The organism is Bacillus sp. AFS023182, assembly GCF_002560575.1.
Taxonomy (GTDB): Bacteria; Bacillota; Bacilli; order Bacillales; family Bacillaceae_G; genus Bacillus_A; species Bacillus_A arachidis.
In genome coordinates this window covers 1-20,682 of the sequence record NZ_NTRO01000034.1, presented here as the reverse complement: position 1 = coordinate 20,682, position 20,682 = coordinate 1, and the positions used below count along the sequence as shown (strand labels likewise).

Below are 20,682 nucleotides of genomic sequence, written 5' to 3'. Positions count from 1 at the left end.
ACGAAAGAGAACCGACTACCGCTTCCATATATCTCTTTTTTTATAAAAACCCCTTTTAAAAAATAAAAAAGAGAGGATAGCGCATCCCCTCTTTTCATTATTATTTACTTTCCAAAATTAAGGTCACCGGACCATCGTTTATTAAAGAAACATCCATCATTGCTCCGAACCTTCCCGTTTCTATGTGCAATCCTTGTTTACGAAGTTCTTCATTAAAGAAATCGTACAAGCGCTCTGCGTAATCTGGTTTCGCAGCACTCATAAAGTTTGGACGTCTTCCTTTACGGCAATCCCCGTACAATGTAAATTGTGAAATAGAAAGAACCTGTCCATCCATGTCTAGTACAGAATGATTCATCTTCCCATTCTCATCTTCAAAAATACGTAAATTTGCAACTTTTTCAGCGATATACGTTGCATCTTGTTCTGTATCTTCATGCGTGATTCCAACTAGCAATGTTAAACCGAACGGAATTTGTCCTACAATCTCACCATCTATTGTAACAGACGCTTCCTTTGATCGCTGTAAGACAACTCTCATAATTTATACACTCCCTATTAATGCATCATGCGGCGTACTGCATAAATTTCTGGAACTCTCTTAATACGCTCTACTACCTTTTTCAAATGATGTAAATTACGAATGGAAATAGACATATTGATCGTTGCCATTTTATTGCGGTCGCTTCTACCTGAAACAGCTGAAATATATGTTTTCGTTTCTGTAACAGCTTGCAGAACTTCATTTAGCAAGCCACGGCGATCATAGCCAGAAATTTCAATATCAACGTTATACTCAATTTCTTTTTCTGGACTACCTTCCCACTCTACTTCTAGTAAACGTTCCTTTGCCTCTTCTGTATGCACATTGACGCAATCACGACGGTGAATCGATACACCACGACCTTTTGTAATATATCCGATAATATCGTCACCTGGAACTGGGTTACAGCATTTTGATAAGCGGATCAATAAATTATCAGCACCACTTACTTTTACACCCGAATCCCATTTACGAATTTTCATCGGTTTACGAACTTCTTTCACTTCCACAACATCTTGTTCTTCGTCACGCTGTTTACGGAACTTGTCCATTAAACGCGTTACAATTTGCGAAGCTGTTATTCCGTTATATCCAACCGCTGCAAACATATCCTCTTCATTCGCAAAGTTGTATTTCTCAGCTACACGTTTTAAGTTGTCAGGTGCTAACACTTCTTTCATCTCGTACTCTAAGCTTCGCACCTCTTTTTCAACAAGTTCGCGACCTTTTTCGATATTCTCATCTCGGCGCTGTTTTTTGAAAAATTGGCGGATTTTATTTTTCGCATGAGATGTTTGAGCAAGCTTTACCCAGTCCTGACTAGGTCCATAAGAATGTTTAGACGTTAAAATTTCAATGATATCACCTGTTTTTAATTTATAATCGAGTGTTACCATTTTCCCATTTACTTTTGCACCAATCGTTTTATTCCCTATTTCTGAATGGACACGGTACGCAAAGTCAATTGGAACAGAACCTAGTGGTAATTCCATGACGTCTCCTTTTGGTGTAAAGACGAATACCATATCAGAGAATAAATCAATTTTTAATGACTCCATAAATTCTTCCGCATTAGAAGCTTCATTTTGCCACTCTAGTATTTGACGGAACCATGTTAATTTTTTCTCTAGTGTACCTGTTGTTTCTGCTGCTTTTCCTTCTTTATAAGCCCAATGCGCAGCAATCCCGTATTCCGCAATTTCATGCATTTCTTTCGTACGAATTTGCACTTCAAGCGGATCACCTTTCGGCCCAATCACAGTTGTATGAAGTGATTGGTATAGGTTTGCTTTCGGCATTGCAATATAATCTTTAAAACGACCTGGCATCGGCTTCCAGCACGTATGAATAATTCCTAATACCGCATAGCAATCTTTAATACTATTTACAACAACGCGCACAGCTAGCAAATCATAAATTTCATTAAATTGTTTATTTTGAAGAGCCATTTTACGATAAATACTATAAATATGTTTTGGCCGTCCTGAAATATCAGGTTGAATCGCTACTTCTTTCAGTTTGTCACGAATACCCGTCATGACTTCATCTAAATATTCTTCACGCTCTGCACGTTTCCGCTTCATTAAGTTTACAATGCGATAGTATTGTTGCGGATTCAAATAGCGAAGCGATGTATCCTCTAGCTCCCATTTAATTGTATTAATTCCGAGTCTATGAGCTAAAGGTGCAAAAATTTCTAACGTTTCATTTGCAATACGACGCTGTTTTTCTTGAGGCAAATGCTTAAGCGTACGCATGTTATGAAGACGATCAGCTAATTTGATTAAAATCACACGAATGTCTTGGGCCATTGCAATAAACATTTTGCGATGGTTCTCTGCTTGCTGTTGTTCATGAGATTTGTATTTAATTTTCCCAAGCTTTGTAACACCATCAACAAGCATGGCAATTTCTTTATTAAATTCCCGTTCAATATCTTCTAGTGTAACCTCGGTATCTTCTACTACATCATGCAAAAAACCTGCCGACACTGTAGATGGATCCATGTGTAAATCAACTAAAATACCTGCAACTTGAATCGGGTGAATAATATATGGTTCGCCCGATTTTCTATATTGTTCGCTATGTGCATCACGTGCATATTCATAGGCACGTGCCACCAGCTCAATATCATCGTCCGCTAAATATTGACTTGCTTTCTCGAGTACCTGTTCAGCTGTTAGTACTTGCTCATTTGCCATCGAATCACCTTTTATTGAAAATTGACTTTTCCCTTACTCATTAGAATAAATTTTATTCTATCATTATAACCTAATGATTGTGAATTGTGAAAAGGAAAAGATTTTACTGATATTTCACCATACTTTTTTGTACAATTATACAAAAGTACCCGCTCCTCTCCAAGAGATTCACGGGTACTTTTTTCTATCACCGTAGTTTTACCTATATAATAATTAGTATTTTTCTAACACTAATACATCATAACCATCTAACATTTTGCGGCCATCCAAGTAAGTAAGCTCTACTAAGAATGCAATCCCTGCTACAATTCCACCAAGCTCTTCAACTAACTTAATTGTCGCTTCAATTGTTCCACCTGTAGCTAATAGATCATCTGTAATTAATACGCGTTGACCTGGTTTAATTGCATCTTTATGGATTGTTAAAACATCTTTTCCATACTCTTTACCGTAGTCAACTGTAATTACTTCACGAGGTAATTTCCCTAATTTACGAACTGGTGCAAACCCTACTTCTAACGCGTAAGAAACTGGGCAACCGATAATAAAGCCACGTGCTTCTGGTCCTACTACAAGGTCGATATTTCTTTCTTTTGCATAAGCAACGATTTCATCTGTTGCTGCTTTGTATGCTTTTCCATCGTTCATTAAAGGTGTGATATCTTTAAAAACGATACCTTCTTTCGGATAATCCGGTACAATTGCGATATGTTGCTTGAAATCCATATTTCTGAATCCTCCTCAGATATAAAAGGTCTGTAAATACAAGGCCCTTACCCTAACTGTGCTACTTCTTTATGATTACGAATCGTGTCAAACCATGTATATAGTTGCTGATATGTGCTATAAACCAACTCTTTCTCTAATTGAAGGTGGTTCATTTTCTCACGATATGTGTTCGATTCAATTAAATCACGCTTTTTCATTCCTTCTGCCATAAAAATGACACCGTCTTTTATTGTAACAAATTCTAACTCAAAAAACACCTGTGTCATGAAATTTACTGTATCTTTTGACCAACCTTTATGACGACATAACTGTTCCCCATATTGTCTTAAAGAAAATGGTGCCTTTTGGTGTAAAAAGGAATAGTACCATTTAAAGTGTTCCCTTGTTGGAACTGTACTAAATAAATGATTATTCTCCTGATAAAACAGTGTATAAATTCGCGCTGGAAATCCCGCCTTAAACAAACCGCGTAATTCGTCTGTTGACTTTGGTAAATCCATCAAAATAACATAGCGACCATCTAGCTCAGTGACTTCTGAAGCATGCATAAGTTGTTCTTTATATTCTTCTAAAGAAAATTTATTTAATACCTCTTCAGAAAAATATACCATTGTTACTTGTTCTTTCGGAATCTCTGATAAGTTCGATTCCACATTACGCATGCTGCGCCAATCAAACAACTGCCATGCATCTACCGCAATATCTTGAATCATGAGTTGTGGTTTTTTGAAATTATTCCATTCATTAATTGATGCCTCACCAACAATAGAAACGTGAGCGATTGGAGAAATTTCTTTCGCATAAGCTCCAAATCCAAATCCAATCGTATCTAACGTCGCCTGTCTTCCGCGAAGTGCCATTTTTAAATGAGACCCATCAGATCCAATTGCACGAATACTTTCTAATTCCGCATCTCTAACTGCAATACGCGGCTTCGGATTTCCAACACCAAATGGCGCTAGTTTTTGCATTTCTTCAATTGCCGAAAGCGTTACATCCTCTACTTTGCAAATCGCATCAACTGTTGTAATCGGAATAAAATCTTCAGGCTTTAAGATTGCATCTGCTTGTTCATTTAAACGACGGCGCAGTTCATCCACATCATTCATATGAAGCGTCATTCCTGCCGCCATTGGATGCCCACCAAAGTGAGGTAATAATTCTCTACAATCTGATAAGTTCGCAAACAAATCAAATCCTGCAATACTACGAGCAGATCCTTTTGCTGTTTGCTTCTCAGGATCAATACATAACACGATTGTTGGACGATAGAAACGCTCTACTAATTTAGAAGCAACAATCCCTATCACACCTGGATTCCATCCTTCTTTCGCAATGACTAATACTTTATTGTCCGCTGGAGGATAGTTGTTTTCTACCTCTGCAATCGCCTCTTCTGTAATTTGTTTTACAATATCTTTTCGAAGCTTATTCATTTCATCGATTTCTTCAGCAAGCTCTTTTGCTTCTTCTGGATCCTCTGATAAAAGAAGATGAACAGCCGGTGCCGCATCTTCTAAACGACCAATTGCATTAATACGCGGTGCAATTGAGAAGCCGATGCTTTCTTCCGTGATCTCGCTTTGTGAAACATTTGCTACTTTAAACAATGCTTTCAAACCAATATTTTTGGTCATTCTCATTTGTTTTAGTCCACGCTGCACAAGTAATCTATTTTCACCATGAAGTGACACTAAATCGGCTACCGTACCAATCACTGCAATTTCTAACAAATGCTCCGGTACACGTCCAAGTAATGCATGCGCTACTTTAAACGCAACACCAACGCCCGCTAAATAATGAAACGGATAGACGCCGCCCTCTAGCTTCGGATGAATAATCGCAAGCGCTTCTGGAAGTTCTGGTGGTGGCTCATGATGATCTGTAATAATAAGATCCATACCAAGCTCTTTTGCTATCTTAGCTTCATGAACTGCTGCGATACCTGTATCAACAGTAATGATAAGAGAAAATCCCGCACTGTGTGCCCAGCGAAATGCCTCTTCATTCGGTCCATACCCTTCCGTAAATCGGTTCGGGATATAGAACTCAACATCCGCACCTAGTTCTTGAAGTGCAAGGTATAATACTGTCGTACTACTTACACCATCGGCATCGTAGTCACCAAAAATTAAAATTTGTTCTCCATTTTGAATGGCTTGCTTTACACGTTCTACCGTACGATCCATTCCTTCAAGTAAAAACGGATCGTGAAATTCTTGCCCTGCTGTATTTAAAAAATCCACAATCTTATCTTCTGTATCTAAGCCTCTACCGAGGAATAACGAAGTAACAAGCGGTGATAATTGCAATTTACTTGCCAACTCACTTATCTGCTCTTCATTAAATGACTTTTCTTTCCAACGCGTCTTCGGTTGTAACACGAAATCACCCCTTAACCTGTCTATTATACAAGACAGATTAAGGGGTGACAATATCACGCAAACTACGATTGAATATCTCTATAATCAAATAAATATCTACTCCCTTATGGAAGCAAAATAAATTTAATCCGGTGAATACGGATTTATATGTACAAAAACATTTTGTACATTATCTTGTTTCATTAATACCTCTTTTACATGTTTTCCGATGCGATGTCCCTCTTCCACTGTGATATATGGATCTACAGACACTTTAATATCCACAATCACATAATGACCGTGCTCTCTTGCGTATAACGAACCAATTTTTTTAACACCTTCTACTTGAAGAACTGACTCCCTTAGTGGAATAACATCTTCTTCATGAAGAACATGATCTAACGTTGTATGGATTGCATCTTTGCCAATATCCCAGGCCATCTTCACAACAAGAAGTGAAACAAATAATCCTGCAACAGGATCGGCGTAAACGAGCCAATCTAAACCTAATTTATTTCCGATAATCGCTGCACCAATCCCGATTAAGGCTGCAATTGAAGAAAATACATCTGAACGGTGCTCATATGCATTTGCGATAATTGCATCACTGTTTACCCGTTTCCCTAATCGATACTTATACCGAAACATCCCTTCTTTCACCACAATGGAAAGAATAACCGCAAAAATCGTAATTCCTTTTGGCGGTTCAAGTTCTTGTGTAAAAGCCTTTATAGAAGAAACGGCAATTTCGATTCCGACAATAAATAATAAAACTGCAACAATGATAGCTGAAATCGATTCCGCTTTTCCGTGGCCATAAGGATGATCTTCATCAGGCGGTTGTTTGGCTGCACGCAAGCCGAAAAATACAGCTAACGAACCAACTACATCCGATGCTGAATGAACCGCATCCGCTAAAAGTGCCTTACTGTTCCCAATATATCCGATTACTGCTTTAACAATCGCTAATACAATATTACCAACGATTCCAACAATGGCACCAAACTCCGCCTGTTTAAAACGTTCATCTTTTTCCATAATCGAAATCCTTTCTTTTCTCAAAATACCTTTTTATTGTAACAAAAAATAATAGCAGAGATATCACTTCCTTCCAATTTCTCCACGATCGACTCTGCTACCCTTTAGCAAAAAACGCTAAGGAAGTGTCACTTTATTGTATCCGCAAACGAAAAAGAGATGCCCCCAAAGTGAAGAGGCATCGTCTTTTCTATGTTGATTTTAGTTTTTACACTTGTGGTTCAGATACTCCTGTTTCTACTTTCTTCTTACCTTTACCCTTTTTTAATCGGCGATTTTCAAGCATTAGCCAAATTTGCGAAGCAACAAAGATAGAAGAATACGTACCTACAACTAGTCCAATCATTAATGCAAGTGAGAAGTTTCGCAGTGATTCACTACCGAAAATAAGCAATGCAATAACTGGGAACAACACTGTTAGAACTGTATTAATAGAACGACCAATTGTTTGACGAATACTGGAGTTCACAATTTCTTCTAAGTCTTTTCTATCACGAATTCGTTTTTTCTGTTTATATAGCTCACGGTTTCTATCAAATGTAACAATCGAGTCATTGATTGAATAACCAATGATTGTTAATACCGCTGCGATAAACGTTAAATCTACTTCCAATTGTAAGATACTGAACATCACAATCATAACAAACGCATCATGCAACAATGCGATTACCGCAGATAATGCGTATGTGAAGCGGAAACGAATACTCACGTATAAGATGATAACCGCCGAAGCAATCATAACTGCGATAAATGCATTTCGTGCAATCTCTTTCCCGATTGTTGGAGAAACTGTACTTACATTTGGTTCTGTACCGTATTTATCGTGGAAGAATGTTTTTGCCTTTGCAATTTCATCTTTCGATAAAACACCAATTGTACGAACAGCAAATCCTTTATTGTCATCCCCTGTTGGTACAATGTCCTCTTTTTTCACATCAATTTTTAACTCATGTAAATCTTTTTGAACTTGATCTACACTAATCGCTTGTTTTGACTGCAAGTCCATACGTGTACCACTCGCAAAGTCAATTCCAAGGTTCATTTTGAAAATTGGTAGTATAATTGCACCTGCAATAACAACTACAATTGAGAACAAGAAGAATTTATGACCGATATTTACAAAGTTAATACGATCAAATCTCGTTGGTGCATGTTCTACTCCTTTTGACAATGGAATAATTTCTTTCTGTTTCACACCAAAATAAGATATTTTCTTATCGAAATAACGGCTTTTCACCAATAATCCTAGTAGGAAACGAGTACCGAATACGTTCGTAATGAAACCAACTAAAATACTCACAATTAAACTTGTCGCAAATCCTTTTACAGAACTATTACCGTAAACGAATAATACACCAGCTGCTGCAATTGTCGTAACGTTGGCATCTAAAATTGTCGCTAACGAACGATGGTTACCAGCACGATATGCTGACATCATCGATTTACCAATTCGCAATTCTTCCTTCAGTCGCTCATACGTAATAATATTCGCGTCAACCGCTATACCAACCCCGAGCACTAGCGCCGCTATACCTGGCAGAGTCAGGACTGCATGCATCCAGTTAAAGACAAGCAATGTAATGAAAATATATAATCCTAACATAATGACCGCTACTAAACCTGGTAAACGGTAGAAAACAAGCATGAACAAGAAAATAATAGCAATCCCGATCACACTAGCGAAAATCGTTTGCTGTAATGCTTGCTCACCAAATTTTGCTCCGACAGATGTTGAATACATTTCTTTTAGATCAACAGGAAGTGCACCCGCATTTAATAAATCTGAAAGCTGTTTTGCACTTTCAACCGTAAAGTTTCCACCTACGATAGAAACTTCAGCTTGATTAAACACTTGGCTTACTGTTGCTGCTGATAAATATTTCGGATTTGGTTTTGCTGCTTCTGCTTTATAAGAATCTTTACCTTCTTCAAAATCAAGCCAAATCACCATTAAGTTCGTTGGCGGTGGCATTTTTGATATTTTTTCAGTTACTTCGCGGAATTTATCAGCACTCTTCAATGTAAGCCCAACACTTGGCCGGCCTTGTTCATCAAATGTTTGCTTCGCTCCCCCGCCTTTTAAATCCGTTCCGTCCATGAGAAGGTTGTCATTCACATCACGGAATGTTAATTTCGCTTGCGTAGATAAAATTTCACGTGCTTTCTGCTGATCTTGTACGCCAGCAAGCTGTACACGAATTCGATCTTCCCCTTCAATTTGAATGTTTGGTTCACTTACACCAAGAACATTCACACGATTCTCAAGAGCACCTACTGTACTTACAAGTGCGTCTCGATCAATTTTATCACCCTTTTTCGCTGGCTTTACTTCGTATAAAATTTCAAAACCACCACGAAGGTCCAGTCCAAGACTAATTCCTTTTGTTATGTTTTTTCCCGTCGCACCAATAATTCCACCGATTAATAAAACGATGAGAAAAAAGGCGACGATTCTCGTACTGCGCTTTGCCATATGTACCTTCTTTCTGCTACTAAACCCATAAATAAATCATATCATTCATTTACGCTAGACAAATTCCTGTATTAATCATTTCTGTTTATCCACAGGCATTCCATTATGCTTATTCGTTTGTCTAGTTAGTAGGCTTCCTTTCTGTGAGTTTTTAACTTTTTACTAGTACGCTACTAGCCATATAGGGAAAACCCAAATTCTACGTCTTAGACGCTGGGCCGCAACCTATATCTGATACAAATTATTATAACTTCTGCTTCCTACCTCCTTTACTTAAAATCTCTGACATATACATTCCTCTTTATCAATACCTATCATTATACTGCAAAAGGAAGAACAAACCAATTACAGCCGGTTATTTATTTTCATATTCTTCAAATGACCAAAGTGGCGCTTGATACGCTTCTACCGTTAAATATGTCATATACTCATTTGCTGTTAATGTTAGCACATCATTCACAAGTTCATACAATCTAACTTCACTATCTAGCTTTTTCCACTTTTTACTTTTTAAACATTTCCAAATATCCTCAGTCGTCACCCTGTCATAGCCAATCATTTGAAATTCTTCTAATTTGCTTTCTAAAACGACTTGCAACTGTCCGCGGTAAGCTTCTACCAAATCTTCCTTTTCAATCATACTATCACATCTCCTTTTTAGTTCAGCACGAAAAGTCGTTTTTCATCCCGCTCTAATGGACAGCAATAACTGCCTTTAAGAGTTTCATCGCCCTGCTCTTTCCCATAAAAGTTTTACTCCATAAGCGATTCCTCTTAAATGCTTGTCATTCTTGTCTCACACGTGCATATAAATTATTGTAAATCATTCCATTGATTTTGAGAAGGTAGGAGAAAACCATGACGAGACAAAGCTTTTTACGAGGTGCATTTATTTTAATGCTAGCTGGTTTTATTACAAAAATTCTCGGGTTCATAAACCGAATTGTAATGGCACGTATTTTAGGAGAAGAAGGCGTCGGTCTTTATATGATGGCTGTCCCCACTTTTATTTTAGCAATTACATTAACACAAATCGGACTTCCTGTTGCTATTGCAAAATTCGTTGCAGAGGCGGAAGCAGTAAACGATAAACAAAAAGTAAAGAATATATTAACAGTATCTTTAGCCGTTACATCCGTTATTAGTATTATCTTAACAATCGCAATCATGCTTCTAACTCCTATTTTAGCTGAAACTTTATTAACGGATAAAAGAACCTACTATCCGCTGATGGCCATTTTACCTGTCGTTCCTGTCATTGCAGTTTCATCTGTTTTGCGCGGTTATTTCCAAGGAAAACAAAATATGAAACCTAGTGCATATGCACAAGTGTTAGAACAAGTAGTCCGGATTACTATTATCGCCGTATGTATTCGATTGTTTTTACCTTATGGTGTTGAATACGCTGCGGCAGGCGCAATGTTATCAGCTGTTCTTGGTGAGGTAGCCTCTTTATTATTTTTACTCACTTTATTCCAGCGTGAAAAGCACCTTTCAATACGTTCTGGTTTTGTTAGTACAGTCAAGCAAAGTAAAAATACATTTCATTCGCTTATGGAAATTGCACTTCCAACTACAGGGAGTCGCTTAATTGGATCGGTCTCTTATTTTTTCGAACCAATTGTCGTTATGCAAAGCCTAGCCATTGCTGGTGTAGCAGCTTCAGTCGCCACGCAGCAATACGGTATATTAAATGGCTATGCGTTTCCACTTTTATCACTGCCTGCTTTTATTACATACGCTCTTTCTACGGCACTCGTACCCTCTATTAGTGAAGCAATGGCAAAAAAACAATATCGATTAGTAGAACATCGTCTGCAACAGGCACTTCGTATTTCTCTCATTACAGGAGGCTGGTCAGTCGTTATTCTTTATGTATTTGCTTCACCTGTTTTAACTCTCATGTACGGTTCAGATAGCGCAACTGCATTCATTCAATTACTTGCGCCTTGTTTTTTATTTCACTACTTTCAAAGTCCCCTTACATCTGTTTTACAAGCTTTAAATTTAGCACGTGCCGCGATGATGAATACATTTATCGGAGCTATTGTAAAATTACTCGTTATTTTCTTACTCGCTTCACGTCCTGAATTTCAAATGATGGGGGTAGCACTTGCGATTGCTGCTAACATTGTGACCGTGACATTCCTTCACTACGCAACAGTCCTGAAAAAAATCACCTTCACTATTTACATAAAGGATTATATATATGGAGGCATCACGATAATCATTGCAGGAGCTTTTGGATTCTATCTTCATAAATATATTATTTTTTCACATTCACTTGCTATACAAACATTATGGGAGATTACGTTAACCACTATACTTTATACACTGTTTCTTCTCATTTTCAAACTCATTCGTAAAGATGAGCTACAGCGTCTTCCATTACTCCGAAAACTATTATTTTTGAAATAACCATGCAGATTAAAAGCTTGCCATTTTAAAACGGCAAGCTTCTTATTTATCTTTTAAATCCACAAAAAATTCCCCATTTTGAAAGCTACAATACGAAATTCCTGTTATATCTTTGTATCCTATCTTTTTTAATTTCCCCACAAGCCACCCTTCTGACTGTTCAATCATATGCAAATGTGATTGTTGTATCTCCCCATCAATAATCAGTGGAAATGAAAAAATAGGTGTATCATTCTTATTATTTTTACTCTTTTGTTTATGAAATACAGATAATTTCCCTGAAGCTTCCAAAATAGCATATTCGACGTCACGAATATCACCAATACCTTCTTCTCTTAATTGCATTAATAAATCATCTATATTATAACGTTGCTTTCTCATTTGTTTTTCATCAATTTTACCTCTCCGAACAATAATAGCTGGTTCGCCATCTATTAAATGACGGATCTTTCCACTTTTCAGAGAAGCGTACGCTAACACCATTTGAATAATCACAATTACTACCATAGGAATAATTTGATCCCATACAGGACGATCAACATCTATAATTCCTAATACAGCAAGTTCACCTAACATAATGAAAACAACCAAATCCAAAATACTCAGTTCACCAATTTCACGTTTTCCCATAACACGAAAAATAAGTACCATAACGAAATACAATAGAACTGTTCGAAAAGCAATTCCCCATAGCTCCATCTTTAATCCCCTTTCTGTACTTTTCTTCTATGACGTAGTTTAACCAGCAAAAAAGAAACTAGTCTAACTTATCTAAAATGGAAATATGCTTGTATTAAAAGGGGGGAATGCATAATGGATGGAACGAAAAAATTATCTATAGCAATCGGCTTTGGTATTATCACTTTATTACTACTCGCCTCTATTACAAGTATGGTGATTGCTCTTTTATTAAAATTCACAAATATCAATGAAGGTACATTAGCTATAGCCCTTTTCATACTCGCTCTTCTTTCTATGCTTATATCCGGATTTATCGCTGGAAAAAAAGCGCAAGGAAAAGGCTGGTTCGTCGGATTCACAACCGGACTTACCTTTACGATTCTTGTTTTTCTTGTTAACTACTTAGGTTTTTCTCACGCTTTATCCAATTCACAACTTCTCTATCAACTTGGACTAATGGGGGCAAGTACACTTGGGGGCATATTTGGCGTTAACATGACGAAACGTACCAATTAAAAAAAGCCCTGCAAATGCAGGGCTTCTACTTGTTAATTTTTCACAACTTCACGAATTGCATTGCGATCAAATGTTAAATGTGAACCACCAGATTTAACAACAATCTTAGTGTCATCTACTGACTCAATTGTACCATGTAAGCCACCGATTGTTACGATAGCATCACCTTTTTTTAGTTCACTTTGCATTTGAGCTACTGCCTTTTGACGCTTTTGTTGCGGGCGAATTAATAAGAAATAGAAAATCGCAAACATCGCAACGATCATGATAATATTCATCATACCTGGATTCATTTTTTGTTCCTCCTTTAATTATATGTATTAGAAGTTTTTAGCATTCGGTTTATTAAAGCCATACTGTTCAAAGAACTCTTCACGGAAATCACCAAGACGATCTTCACGAATGGCTTGTCTCACCTGCTCCATTAAGTTTAACAGAAAATGAAGATTGTGATAAGACGTTAAACGAATTCCGAAAGTTTCATCACATTTCATTAAGTGACGAATGTACGCACGAGAGTAGTTTTTACATGTGTAACAATCACAATTTGGATCAAGTGGACCGAAGTCTCTTGCAAACTTCGCGTTTTTCACAACGAGACGCCCCTCACTTGTCATACATGTACCATTTCGAGCAATACGAGTTGGAAGTACACAGTCAAACATGTCGATACCACGGATTGCACCATCAATTAATGAGTCAGGAGAACCTACTCCCATTAAATAACGTGGTTTATTGTCTGGTAGAAGCGGTGTTGTAAATTCAAGAACACGATTCATAATATCTTTTGGTTCTCCAACTGATAACCCACCTACTGCATACCCTGGGAAATCCATTGAAACAAGATCTTTCGCGCTCTGGCGACGAAGTTCTTCAAACTCTCCGCCCTGTACAATCCCAAATAAACCTTGATCTTGTGGACGCTCATGAGCTTTTAAACAGCGCTCCGCCCAGCGGCTTGTACGCTCTACAGACTTTTTCATATATTCAAACGTAGCAGGGAACGGCGGGCACTCATCAAATGCCATCATAATATCTGAACCTAATGCATTTTGAATTTCCATCGCTTTTTCTGGTGATAAGAATAATTTGTCTCCATTTAAGTGATTACGGAAATGAACGCCCTCTTCTTCAATACGACGGAAGTCACTTAAACTAAACACTTGGAAACCACCAGAATCTGTTAAGATGGCACGATCCCAGTTCATAAATTTATGTAATCCGCCTGCCTCACGAACAATTTCGTGACCTGGACGAAGCCATAAATGATACGTATTACTTAAAATAATACCAGAATCCATCGCCTTTAACTCTTCTGGTGACATTGTTTTTACTGTCGCAAGTGTACCAACTGGCATAAATGTTGGTGTATCAAATGAGCCATGCGGTGTATGAACGCGGCCTAAACGCGCACCCGTTTGTTTACATGTTTTAATAAATTCATAACGAATTGCTGTCATAGATTTACTCCTTTTTATTTATCTTTCACTTTAGCATGAGATGCAACGAACATCGCATCACCAAAGCTAAAGAAACGGTATTTTTCTTTTACTGCTTCATTATAAGCATGAAGTACATCTTCTCTATTTGCAAATGCACTCACAAGCATAATTAATGTTGACTTCGGCAAATGGAAGTTTGTAATTAAACCATCAATTGCTTTAAATTCATATCCTGGATACATAAAAATATCCGTCCATCCAGATGCTGCACAAAGCTTACCATCATGATCTGTAGCAATTGTTTCTAGCGTACGTGTTGACGTTGTACCAACAGTAATAATACGACCGCCACTCTCCTTCACACGGTTTAACAAATCTGCCGTTTCTTCTGACATATGGTAATACTCCGCATGCATATGGTGTTCTTCAATTGTATCGGCTGAAACTGGTCTAAATGTACCAAGACCAACATGAAGCGTAATAAATGCTAAATGAACACCTTTTTGCTTTAATTTCTCTAATAACTCTTCTGTAAAATGAAGTCCAGCTGTCGGCGCTGCTGCAGAACCAATTTCCTTCGCATATACCGTTTGATAACGGTCACGATCTTCTAGTGTTTCTTTAATATATGGAGGAAGCGGCATTTCTCCAAGTTCATCCAAAATTTCATAAAAGATACCGTCATACGAAAACTCTAGCTGACGGCCACCTTGATCAGCTGTTCCTGTGCAAGTTGCTTTTAACTTTCCTTCACCAAAAGAAATGACAGTTCCTTCTTTTACACGTTTAGCTGGCTTTACAAGTGTTTCCCATTTATCTCCATCTTCTTGTTTTAAAAGGAGCACTTCAATATGTGCACCTGTATCTTCTTTCACACCATGCAAACGAGCAGGCATAACTTTCGTTTCATTTAATACTAAACAATCGCCCTCATGTAAATAAGAAAGAATGTCCGTAAAATGCTTATGCTCGATATCACCGGTTTCACGGTCTAACACCATTAATCTTGATGTTTCACGGTCTTCAAGAGGCGTTTGTGCAATAAGTTCTTCCGGTAAATGAAAATCAAACAGATTAATATCCATAACTATATCCACCTATTTCTATTTAAATCGATTTATTATATACATAATAAAAGATAATACAATACTTAACACAATACATGTAATGATCGGAAAATAAAAGGTAACGTTTCCTTTTTTCACAAAAATATCGCCTGGAAGCCTTCCGATAAACTTCCAAGCTACTCCCACGACAATGAGAAGAATACCAGCTGTAATAAGCAGCTTTGGCATATCCGTCATACTCCAGGCATCTCCATTCCGAAATGTTCATACGCAAGTGGCGTTACAATTCGTCCTCTTGGCGTTCGTTGTAAAAAACCAATTTGCAGTAAATATGGTTCATACACATCTTCAATCGTCGTAGACTCTTCCCCAATTGTCGCTGAGACCGTTTCTAATCCAACTGGACCACCGCGGAATTTTTCAATAATGCCAAGCAGTAGCTTATGATCGATATGATCAAGCCCTAATTTATCGACTTGTAAGAGCTCTAATGCCATTTGGGTAATTTCCATCGCAATTGTTCCGTCACTTCGAACTTGCGCGAAGTCACGTACACGTCTTAGTAAACGGTTTGCAATACGCGGTGTACCACGTGCACGCCTTGCGATCTCTAAAGCAGCTAATGAATCGATTTCAACTTCAAACACCTCTGCTGTGCGCTCTACAATCGCTGACAATTGATCTACTGTATAATACTCTAATCGTGATAACACACCAAAACGGTCACGAAGCGGCGCTGATAACGCACCAGCCCGCGTGGTTGCACCAACTAGCGTAAACGGAGGTAAATCAAGGCGTACAGATCGTGCGCTCGGACCTTTACCGATGACAATATCAAGACAGAAATCTTCCATTGCTGGATATAATACCTCTTCAATTGACCTATGCAAACGATGAATTTCATCAATAAATAATACATCGCCAGGTTGAAGCGCCGTGAGCACTGCCGCTAAATCTCCCGGACGCTCAATTGCTGGACCTGATGTTGTTCGAATATTAACACCCATTTCATTAGTGATAATATTTGCAAGCGTCGTTTTACCAAGTCCTGGCGGTCCGTATAGTAATACGTGATCTAACGTTTCCTCACGCATTTTCGCCGCCTCAATAAACACTTCTAAATTATGCTTTGCCTTATCTTGGCCAATATACTGACGGAGCGTCTGTGGCCGTAACGAATATTCTAAATCCGCATCTTCATATGCCGATTCTCCTGAGAGGAGACGTTCGTCCATTCTACTCACCTCTTACCATTTAGTAAAAGACTAAGTGCCTTTTTAATATATTGATCCGTAGTAAGCGATTCTTTTAATAACTCTGGCACAACGCGATTCACTTCTCGTTCTGCATAACCAAGTGCACGCAGTGCTTCCAGCGCTTCATCTAGCTCAGCGGATGATCCGTTCTTCTCATCGAAACGTTCTACATCTGAGAATAGATCAACAAATGCATCTGGTACAACATCTGCTAATTTTCCTTTTAAGTCTAAAATCATTTGACGAGCCGTTTTCTTTCCAACTCCCGGGAATTTCACTAAGAATTTTTCATCCTCATGTTCAATTGCTTGCACAACCTGCCCCGTTTGACCCGAAGCTAAAATGGCAAGCGCACCTTTTGGTCCGATTCCTGATACACCTAAAAGTTTTGTAAATAATAAACGCTCTTCACGTGTCTTAAATCCATAAAGCGCCATTATATCTTCTCTCACATAATGATATGTATATACACGAATTTCTTGCTTACTTCTTTGGAATACATACGGATTTGGCGTAAAAATTTGATAGCCAATTCCATTATGATCAAGAACGACATATTCTGGCCCTACATATTCCACATAGCCTGTAACATATTCAAACAAAATACGATCTCTCCCTCTTAAATCATGTATTCCATTTTAACATATTTAACGATAGAAAAGCGAGACTACCCCAACAAATGTTCTATATTTAAATTTTCTACTTTTTCATATTGACAGAAAGACATACAGCAAATTACTATTACATAGTCGATAATGATTATCAATGTTAATTAAAGGGGTTATATGCAAGATGAAACGCAATTTATCTATTCTACTTACTCTTATTCTTGTGGTTTTTACCATTGTTGGTTGCTCTTCTAACAAAGAAGAATCACAGGCAAAAGAACAACCGGAAACAAAAGTTGTAAAACATGCAAAAGGAGAAGTTAAAATTCCAACAAATCCAAAAAGAATTGTTGACTTATCTGGATCTTCTGAAGAACTATTACTTCTTGGTCATAAACCTGTTGGTACTGCCAACACGTATAAAGATAAAATCCAAGATCATTTGCAAGAAAAGCTAAAAGGTGTAAAAGCAGTAGGTTGGTACTGGGCACCTAAAGTCGATTTAGAAGCAGTTACTGCCTTAAAGCCAGACTTAATTATTTTAAATAACCGTCAATTGAAATTTTATGACCAATTAACAAAAGTTGCACCAACAGTTGTTCTAGAGACAAACTTAGAAAATTGGCGTGGTAAATTTAAAGAAGTAAGCAAGCTATTTGATGAAGAGAAAAAAGCAGACAAATGGATTGCAGATTACGATAAAAAAGCTGATTCCTTATCAAAAAAGATTAAAGAGAAGACAAAAGATGAAAACTTTATGTTTCTTGCTGTAACACCGCAAAACTTCCGTGTATATGGCAGCTTCGGGTACGGGGACATTCTCTTTAATGACTTAAAACTTCCTGCCACGAAAGGTACAGATTTAAAACAAACGATGGCACAAGTATCATTAGAAGGTCTTGTTGCATTCCAGCCTGATCAAATGTTTGTTGTAAACTTTGGTGACGAAGCAGATAAAGTATATGCAGACTACAAAAACAGCGCTGTTTGGAAAGATAACAAAGCTGTAAAAAATAATCACATTTATGAAGTAAGCAATGAAGTCTTTAACACAAAATCATTCAATCCAATCGGAAAAGATATGCTAATTGATGAAATTGCAAAACAAATTTTAGATAAAAACAAATAAGAAAAACAGCAGTTCATCCCGAGCTGCTGTTTTTCTTATTTTGCACTGCATACTGCTTCATTTTCTCGATCGTCTTCACAAAACGCTCTTTCGACTTAATACGAATACCACGTTTCAACTCTGCTCGATCATAACTTTCTAGCTTTTTCATATCAATTTGAAAAAATGAATGAATCGCATTATCATTTTTGGGCACACCATTAAAAATTTGCAGTATCCCTTCGTTGGAAACACCAAAATACCCACTCGTTTTCAGTAGTGGTGAAATATCATCTACCTTTTTTTGCAATACAATTTGTGTATCATCACGATCGACAAGTTGCCATTCTTTGTACTGCTGCAGAAATTGTTCTAAGTTCGCTACTTTTTCAGTAAAGATTTCCTCACTTACTTCTCCATCTAAATACATTCGCTCTAATAAAACCGTAACTTGAGGTTCTTTTTGCGTAATCTCTAATGCAGGAGACGCAGCAATCACACTTGATTCATGATATAAACAAAGCATAGCAATTATGACCTGAACTATAACCATCATGAATTTCATTTCCGCTCACCTCTTCTAGAAAAATAAAAATTCTATTTGTAGTTTTTCCGAAAATAGAAGTTTTATCCATAATAACAGTGGCGGTTATTTTTCATGAAAATAAAAAATGCAGGTAAGGCGTAATTCCTACCCGCATGAGTCATTTACTGTTATATAATAAGAAAGACGCCTGCACATAGCAGGCGTCTTGATGCGTTTACGGCGAGAGACCAGGCGGCCACATCCGCGTGTTTAGCACTTAAGCATATCTCTCGTCTTACGTAAATTAGCTCATCGCTTTTCTAATATAACATTAATATACCAGGAAAGCAAGCTTTTTTTGTTATCGTACTGTACCAGTTAGATCAGCACGAACATCTCGGAACAAGTCTGTTATATCACGATTTAAATCATTTGTTACTGTTCCATTGCGCAGACGTGTACTCACTGTATCGACACGATCAAACATGTCATTTTTAACAGTTACATACACATTACGATTTTTCACTTCATCGGCAACAGCTTGACGAATTTCATTTGCCATTGCTGTTTCGTTTGTTACTGCGTTACGTGGTTTTACCGCAATTACTACATCATTTCCTCGTACAACAGTAGAAACTCGATCTACATTATTCATACCCTTAACACGATTTGTAATTTTTTCTGCTGTCTTACCATCGTTGTTCACGTATGAATTGTTCATTGTAATGTTACGCGTTGGATAAGGATTTGCAATTTGACCATGGTAATTTACATCACGGTAATAGTTATATCCAACGTCATTGCGACGATCATTTACATTATCTGTAACTCTATTCCCATTTCTATATGTTACATAATCTGTATAGCGGTCAGTACGCGTTACATTATCTCTATATGGTTGTGTATCATAATAGGATGTACGCTCATAATTGTAGTTCGCATTACGTCCATCCATTGCACTTTTATTCTTAGGTGTACCACATGCAGCTAATGCACTGGTAACTAACAAAGAAGCAGCAATAATTTTAATCTTTTTACTCAATATAAAAACCCCCCTTGTTAGGCCTGAACTTCTCTCTCGAAAAGCTCCTTTTTATAGTGAGTAATAAAGGAGGGTTTTACACTTGTTAATATTTCACTAGGAATTTTCTAACACTACCTTTTCATCGTTAGTACAGCTCCTTCTATTCCCCTTCTTCTATAAGCGGTTCTCCAAAAATCTCTGGCGGATCTTGTTGATAATTCATCACACCTGGTTGCGGTGCATATGCAGTTTGAGCTGTTGGATAATATGGAGAATTCGGCACACCTGGCTGTGGACTGTATAGATTTCTTTCTCCACCACATCCACAATCTTCTTCTGCCGGCATCATTTGTGGATTGCTATTATCTATTGGCGGTTGATATGGCATTGAAGTATGTTGCATTGGCATTTGGTGCGGCATGATTGGCATACCTTGTGTATATGGCATTTGATAATACGGATACTGTTGTGGCATCATTTGCGGTTGATATGGCATCGGCATTTGTGGTGGCATCATTTGTGCCTGATATGACATTGGCATTTGTGGTGGCATCATTTGCGGTTGATATGGCATCGGCATTTGCGGTGGTTGATTATTTTCCATTATTGGCATTTGGTGCGGCATTTGATTATCTTCCATCATCGGCATTATATTCGGCATTTGATTATTTTCCATCATCGGCATTAT

General features: G+C 37.6%; 20 protein-coding genes. 3 read left to right on the top strand and 17 right to left on the bottom strand.

All coding sequences use genetic code 11. The features are described from left to right. Window positions 1–100 precede the first annotated feature (100 nt). From dtd to CN288_RS17210, 7 genes are all read right to left on the bottom strand, one after another. On the bottom strand, window positions 101–541 hold the full coding sequence (dtd, locus tag CN288_RS17240; protein WP_026593479.1) for a D-aminoacyl-tRNA deacylase: 441 nt from the start codon (window positions 539–541) through the stop codon (window positions 101–103). 17 nt (window positions 542–558) lie between these two features. Further along, window positions 559–2,745 carry a GTP diphosphokinase gene (gene relA, locus CN288_RS17235; RefSeq protein ID WP_026593480.1) on the bottom strand — a complete coding sequence of 729 codons (2,187 nt, stop codon included), beginning with the start codon at window positions 2,743–2,745 and terminating at the stop codon, window positions 559–561. A 213-nt stretch (window positions 2,746–2,958) separates the two neighbouring features. After that, the gene (locus CN288_RS17230; protein ID WP_026593481.1) at window positions 2,959–3,471 is read right to left on the bottom strand and encodes an adenine phosphoribosyltransferase; all 513 of its coding nucleotides are present in this window, start codon (window positions 3,469–3,471) and stop codon (window positions 2,959–2,961) included. A gap of 47 nt (window positions 3,472–3,518) precedes the next feature. Further along, the gene (gene recJ, locus CN288_RS17225; protein WP_098302703.1) at window positions 3,519–5,858 is read right to left on the bottom strand and encodes a single-stranded-DNA-specific exonuclease RecJ; all 2,340 of its coding nucleotides are present in this window, start codon (window positions 5,856–5,858) and stop codon (window positions 3,519–3,521) included. A gap of 123 nt (window positions 5,859–5,981) precedes the next feature. Next, window positions 5,982–6,875, bottom strand: coding sequence for a cation diffusion facilitator family transporter (locus CN288_RS17220; RefSeq protein WP_026593483.1), 894 nt, complete (start codon window positions 6,873–6,875; stop codon window positions 5,982–5,984). 208 nt (window positions 6,876–7,083) lie between these two features. Beyond that, on the bottom strand, window positions 7,084–9,348 hold the full coding sequence (gene secDF / locus CN288_RS17215) for a protein translocase subunit SecDF (protein ID WP_026593484.1): 2,265 nt from the start codon (window positions 9,346–9,348) through the stop codon (window positions 7,084–7,086). A gap of 355 nt (window positions 9,349–9,703) precedes the next feature. Next, on the bottom strand, window positions 9,704–9,988 hold the full coding sequence (locus tag CN288_RS17210; RefSeq protein WP_026593485.1) for a post-transcriptional regulator: 285 nt from the start codon (window positions 9,986–9,988) through the stop codon (window positions 9,704–9,706). A gap of 218 nt (window positions 9,989–10,206) precedes the next feature. On the opposite strand from CN288_RS17210, the gene spoVB reads away from it, so the two are divergent. Further along, window positions 10,207–11,766 (top strand): stage V sporulation protein B, encoded by a 1,560-nt coding sequence (gene spoVB / locus CN288_RS17205; RefSeq protein ID WP_098302702.1) that lies wholly within the window; start codon window positions 10,207–10,209, stop codon window positions 11,764–11,766. 42 nt (window positions 11,767–11,808) lie between these two features. Here spoVB and CN288_RS17200 read toward each other — a convergent pair whose 3' ends face one another. Continuing rightward, entirely contained in the window at window positions 11,809–12,465 is a 657-nt protein-coding gene (locus tag CN288_RS17200) for a DUF421 domain-containing protein (RefSeq protein ID WP_026593487.1), read from the bottom strand. A 114-nt stretch (window positions 12,466–12,579) separates the two neighbouring features. Here CN288_RS17200 and CN288_RS17195 point away from each other — a divergent pair, with 114 nt between their 5' ends. After that, window positions 12,580–12,963 (top strand): TIGR04086 family membrane protein, encoded by a 384-nt coding sequence (locus CN288_RS17195; RefSeq protein ID WP_026593488.1) that lies wholly within the window; start codon window positions 12,580–12,582, stop codon window positions 12,961–12,963. 32 nt (window positions 12,964–12,995) lie between these two features. Here the strand turns inward: CN288_RS17195 and yajC are convergent, their stop codons facing one another. From yajC to ruvA, 6 genes are read right to left on the bottom strand one after another with little or no spacing between them, the layout of a single operon-like run. Beyond that, window positions 12,996–13,256, bottom strand: coding sequence for a preprotein translocase subunit YajC (yajC, locus tag CN288_RS17190; protein ID WP_098302701.1), 261 nt, complete (start codon window positions 13,254–13,256; stop codon window positions 12,996–12,998). Between the two features lie 27 nt (window positions 13,257–13,283). After that, window positions 13,284–14,423 carry a tRNA guanosine(34) transglycosylase Tgt gene (tgt, locus tag CN288_RS17185; RefSeq protein WP_000125372.1) on the bottom strand — a complete coding sequence of 380 codons (1,140 nt, stop codon included), beginning with the start codon at window positions 14,421–14,423 and terminating at the stop codon, window positions 13,284–13,286. Window positions 14,424–14,437: 14 nt separating this feature from the next. Then, the gene (gene queA, locus CN288_RS17180) at window positions 14,438–15,490 is read right to left on the bottom strand and encodes a tRNA preQ1(34) S-adenosylmethionine ribosyltransferase-isomerase QueA (protein ID WP_026593490.1); all 1,053 of its coding nucleotides are present in this window, start codon (window positions 15,488–15,490) and stop codon (window positions 14,438–14,440) included. Window positions 15,491–15,508: 18 nt separating this feature from the next. Next, window positions 15,509–15,709, bottom strand: coding sequence for a DUF2905 domain-containing protein (locus CN288_RS17175; RefSeq protein ID WP_026593491.1), 201 nt, complete (start codon window positions 15,707–15,709; stop codon window positions 15,509–15,511). After that, on the bottom strand, window positions 15,706–16,707 hold the full coding sequence (gene ruvB / locus CN288_RS17170; RefSeq protein ID WP_098302700.1) for a Holliday junction branch migration DNA helicase RuvB: 1,002 nt from the start codon (window positions 16,705–16,707) through the stop codon (window positions 15,706–15,708). The genes CN288_RS17175 and ruvB overlap by 4 nt, the downstream gene beginning before the upstream one ends. A gap of 5 nt (window positions 16,708–16,712) precedes the next feature. Next, on the bottom strand, window positions 16,713–17,330 hold the full coding sequence (gene ruvA / locus CN288_RS17165; protein WP_026593492.1) for a Holliday junction DNA helicase RuvA: 618 nt from the start codon (window positions 17,328–17,330) through the stop codon (window positions 16,713–16,715). Between the two features lie 190 nt (window positions 17,331–17,520). On the opposite strand from ruvA, the gene CN288_RS17160 reads away from it, so the two are divergent. Next, the gene (locus tag CN288_RS17160) at window positions 17,521–18,465 is read left to right on the top strand and encodes an iron-hydroxamate ABC transporter substrate-binding protein (RefSeq protein WP_098302699.1); all 945 of its coding nucleotides are present in this window, start codon (window positions 17,521–17,523) and stop codon (window positions 18,463–18,465) included. Between the two features lie 13 nt (window positions 18,466–18,478). Here CN288_RS17160 and CN288_RS17155 read toward each other — a convergent pair whose 3' ends face one another. The 3 genes from CN288_RS17155 to CN288_RS17145 all read right to left on the bottom strand — a co-directional run. Continuing rightward, window positions 18,479–19,009 (bottom strand): BofC C-terminal domain-containing protein, encoded by a 531-nt coding sequence (locus tag CN288_RS17155; protein WP_090687641.1) that lies wholly within the window; start codon window positions 19,007–19,009, stop codon window positions 18,479–18,481. Between the two features lie 322 nt (window positions 19,010–19,331). Beyond that, window positions 19,332–20,012 (bottom strand): YhcN/YlaJ family sporulation lipoprotein, encoded by a 681-nt coding sequence (locus CN288_RS17150; RefSeq protein WP_090687644.1) that lies wholly within the window; start codon window positions 20,010–20,012, stop codon window positions 19,332–19,334. 142 nt (window positions 20,013–20,154) lie between these two features. Next, window positions 20,155–20,682, bottom strand: a 528-nt coding sequence (locus CN288_RS17145; protein WP_255259992.1) for a spore coat protein, incomplete at its 5' end; no start/stop codon positions are given.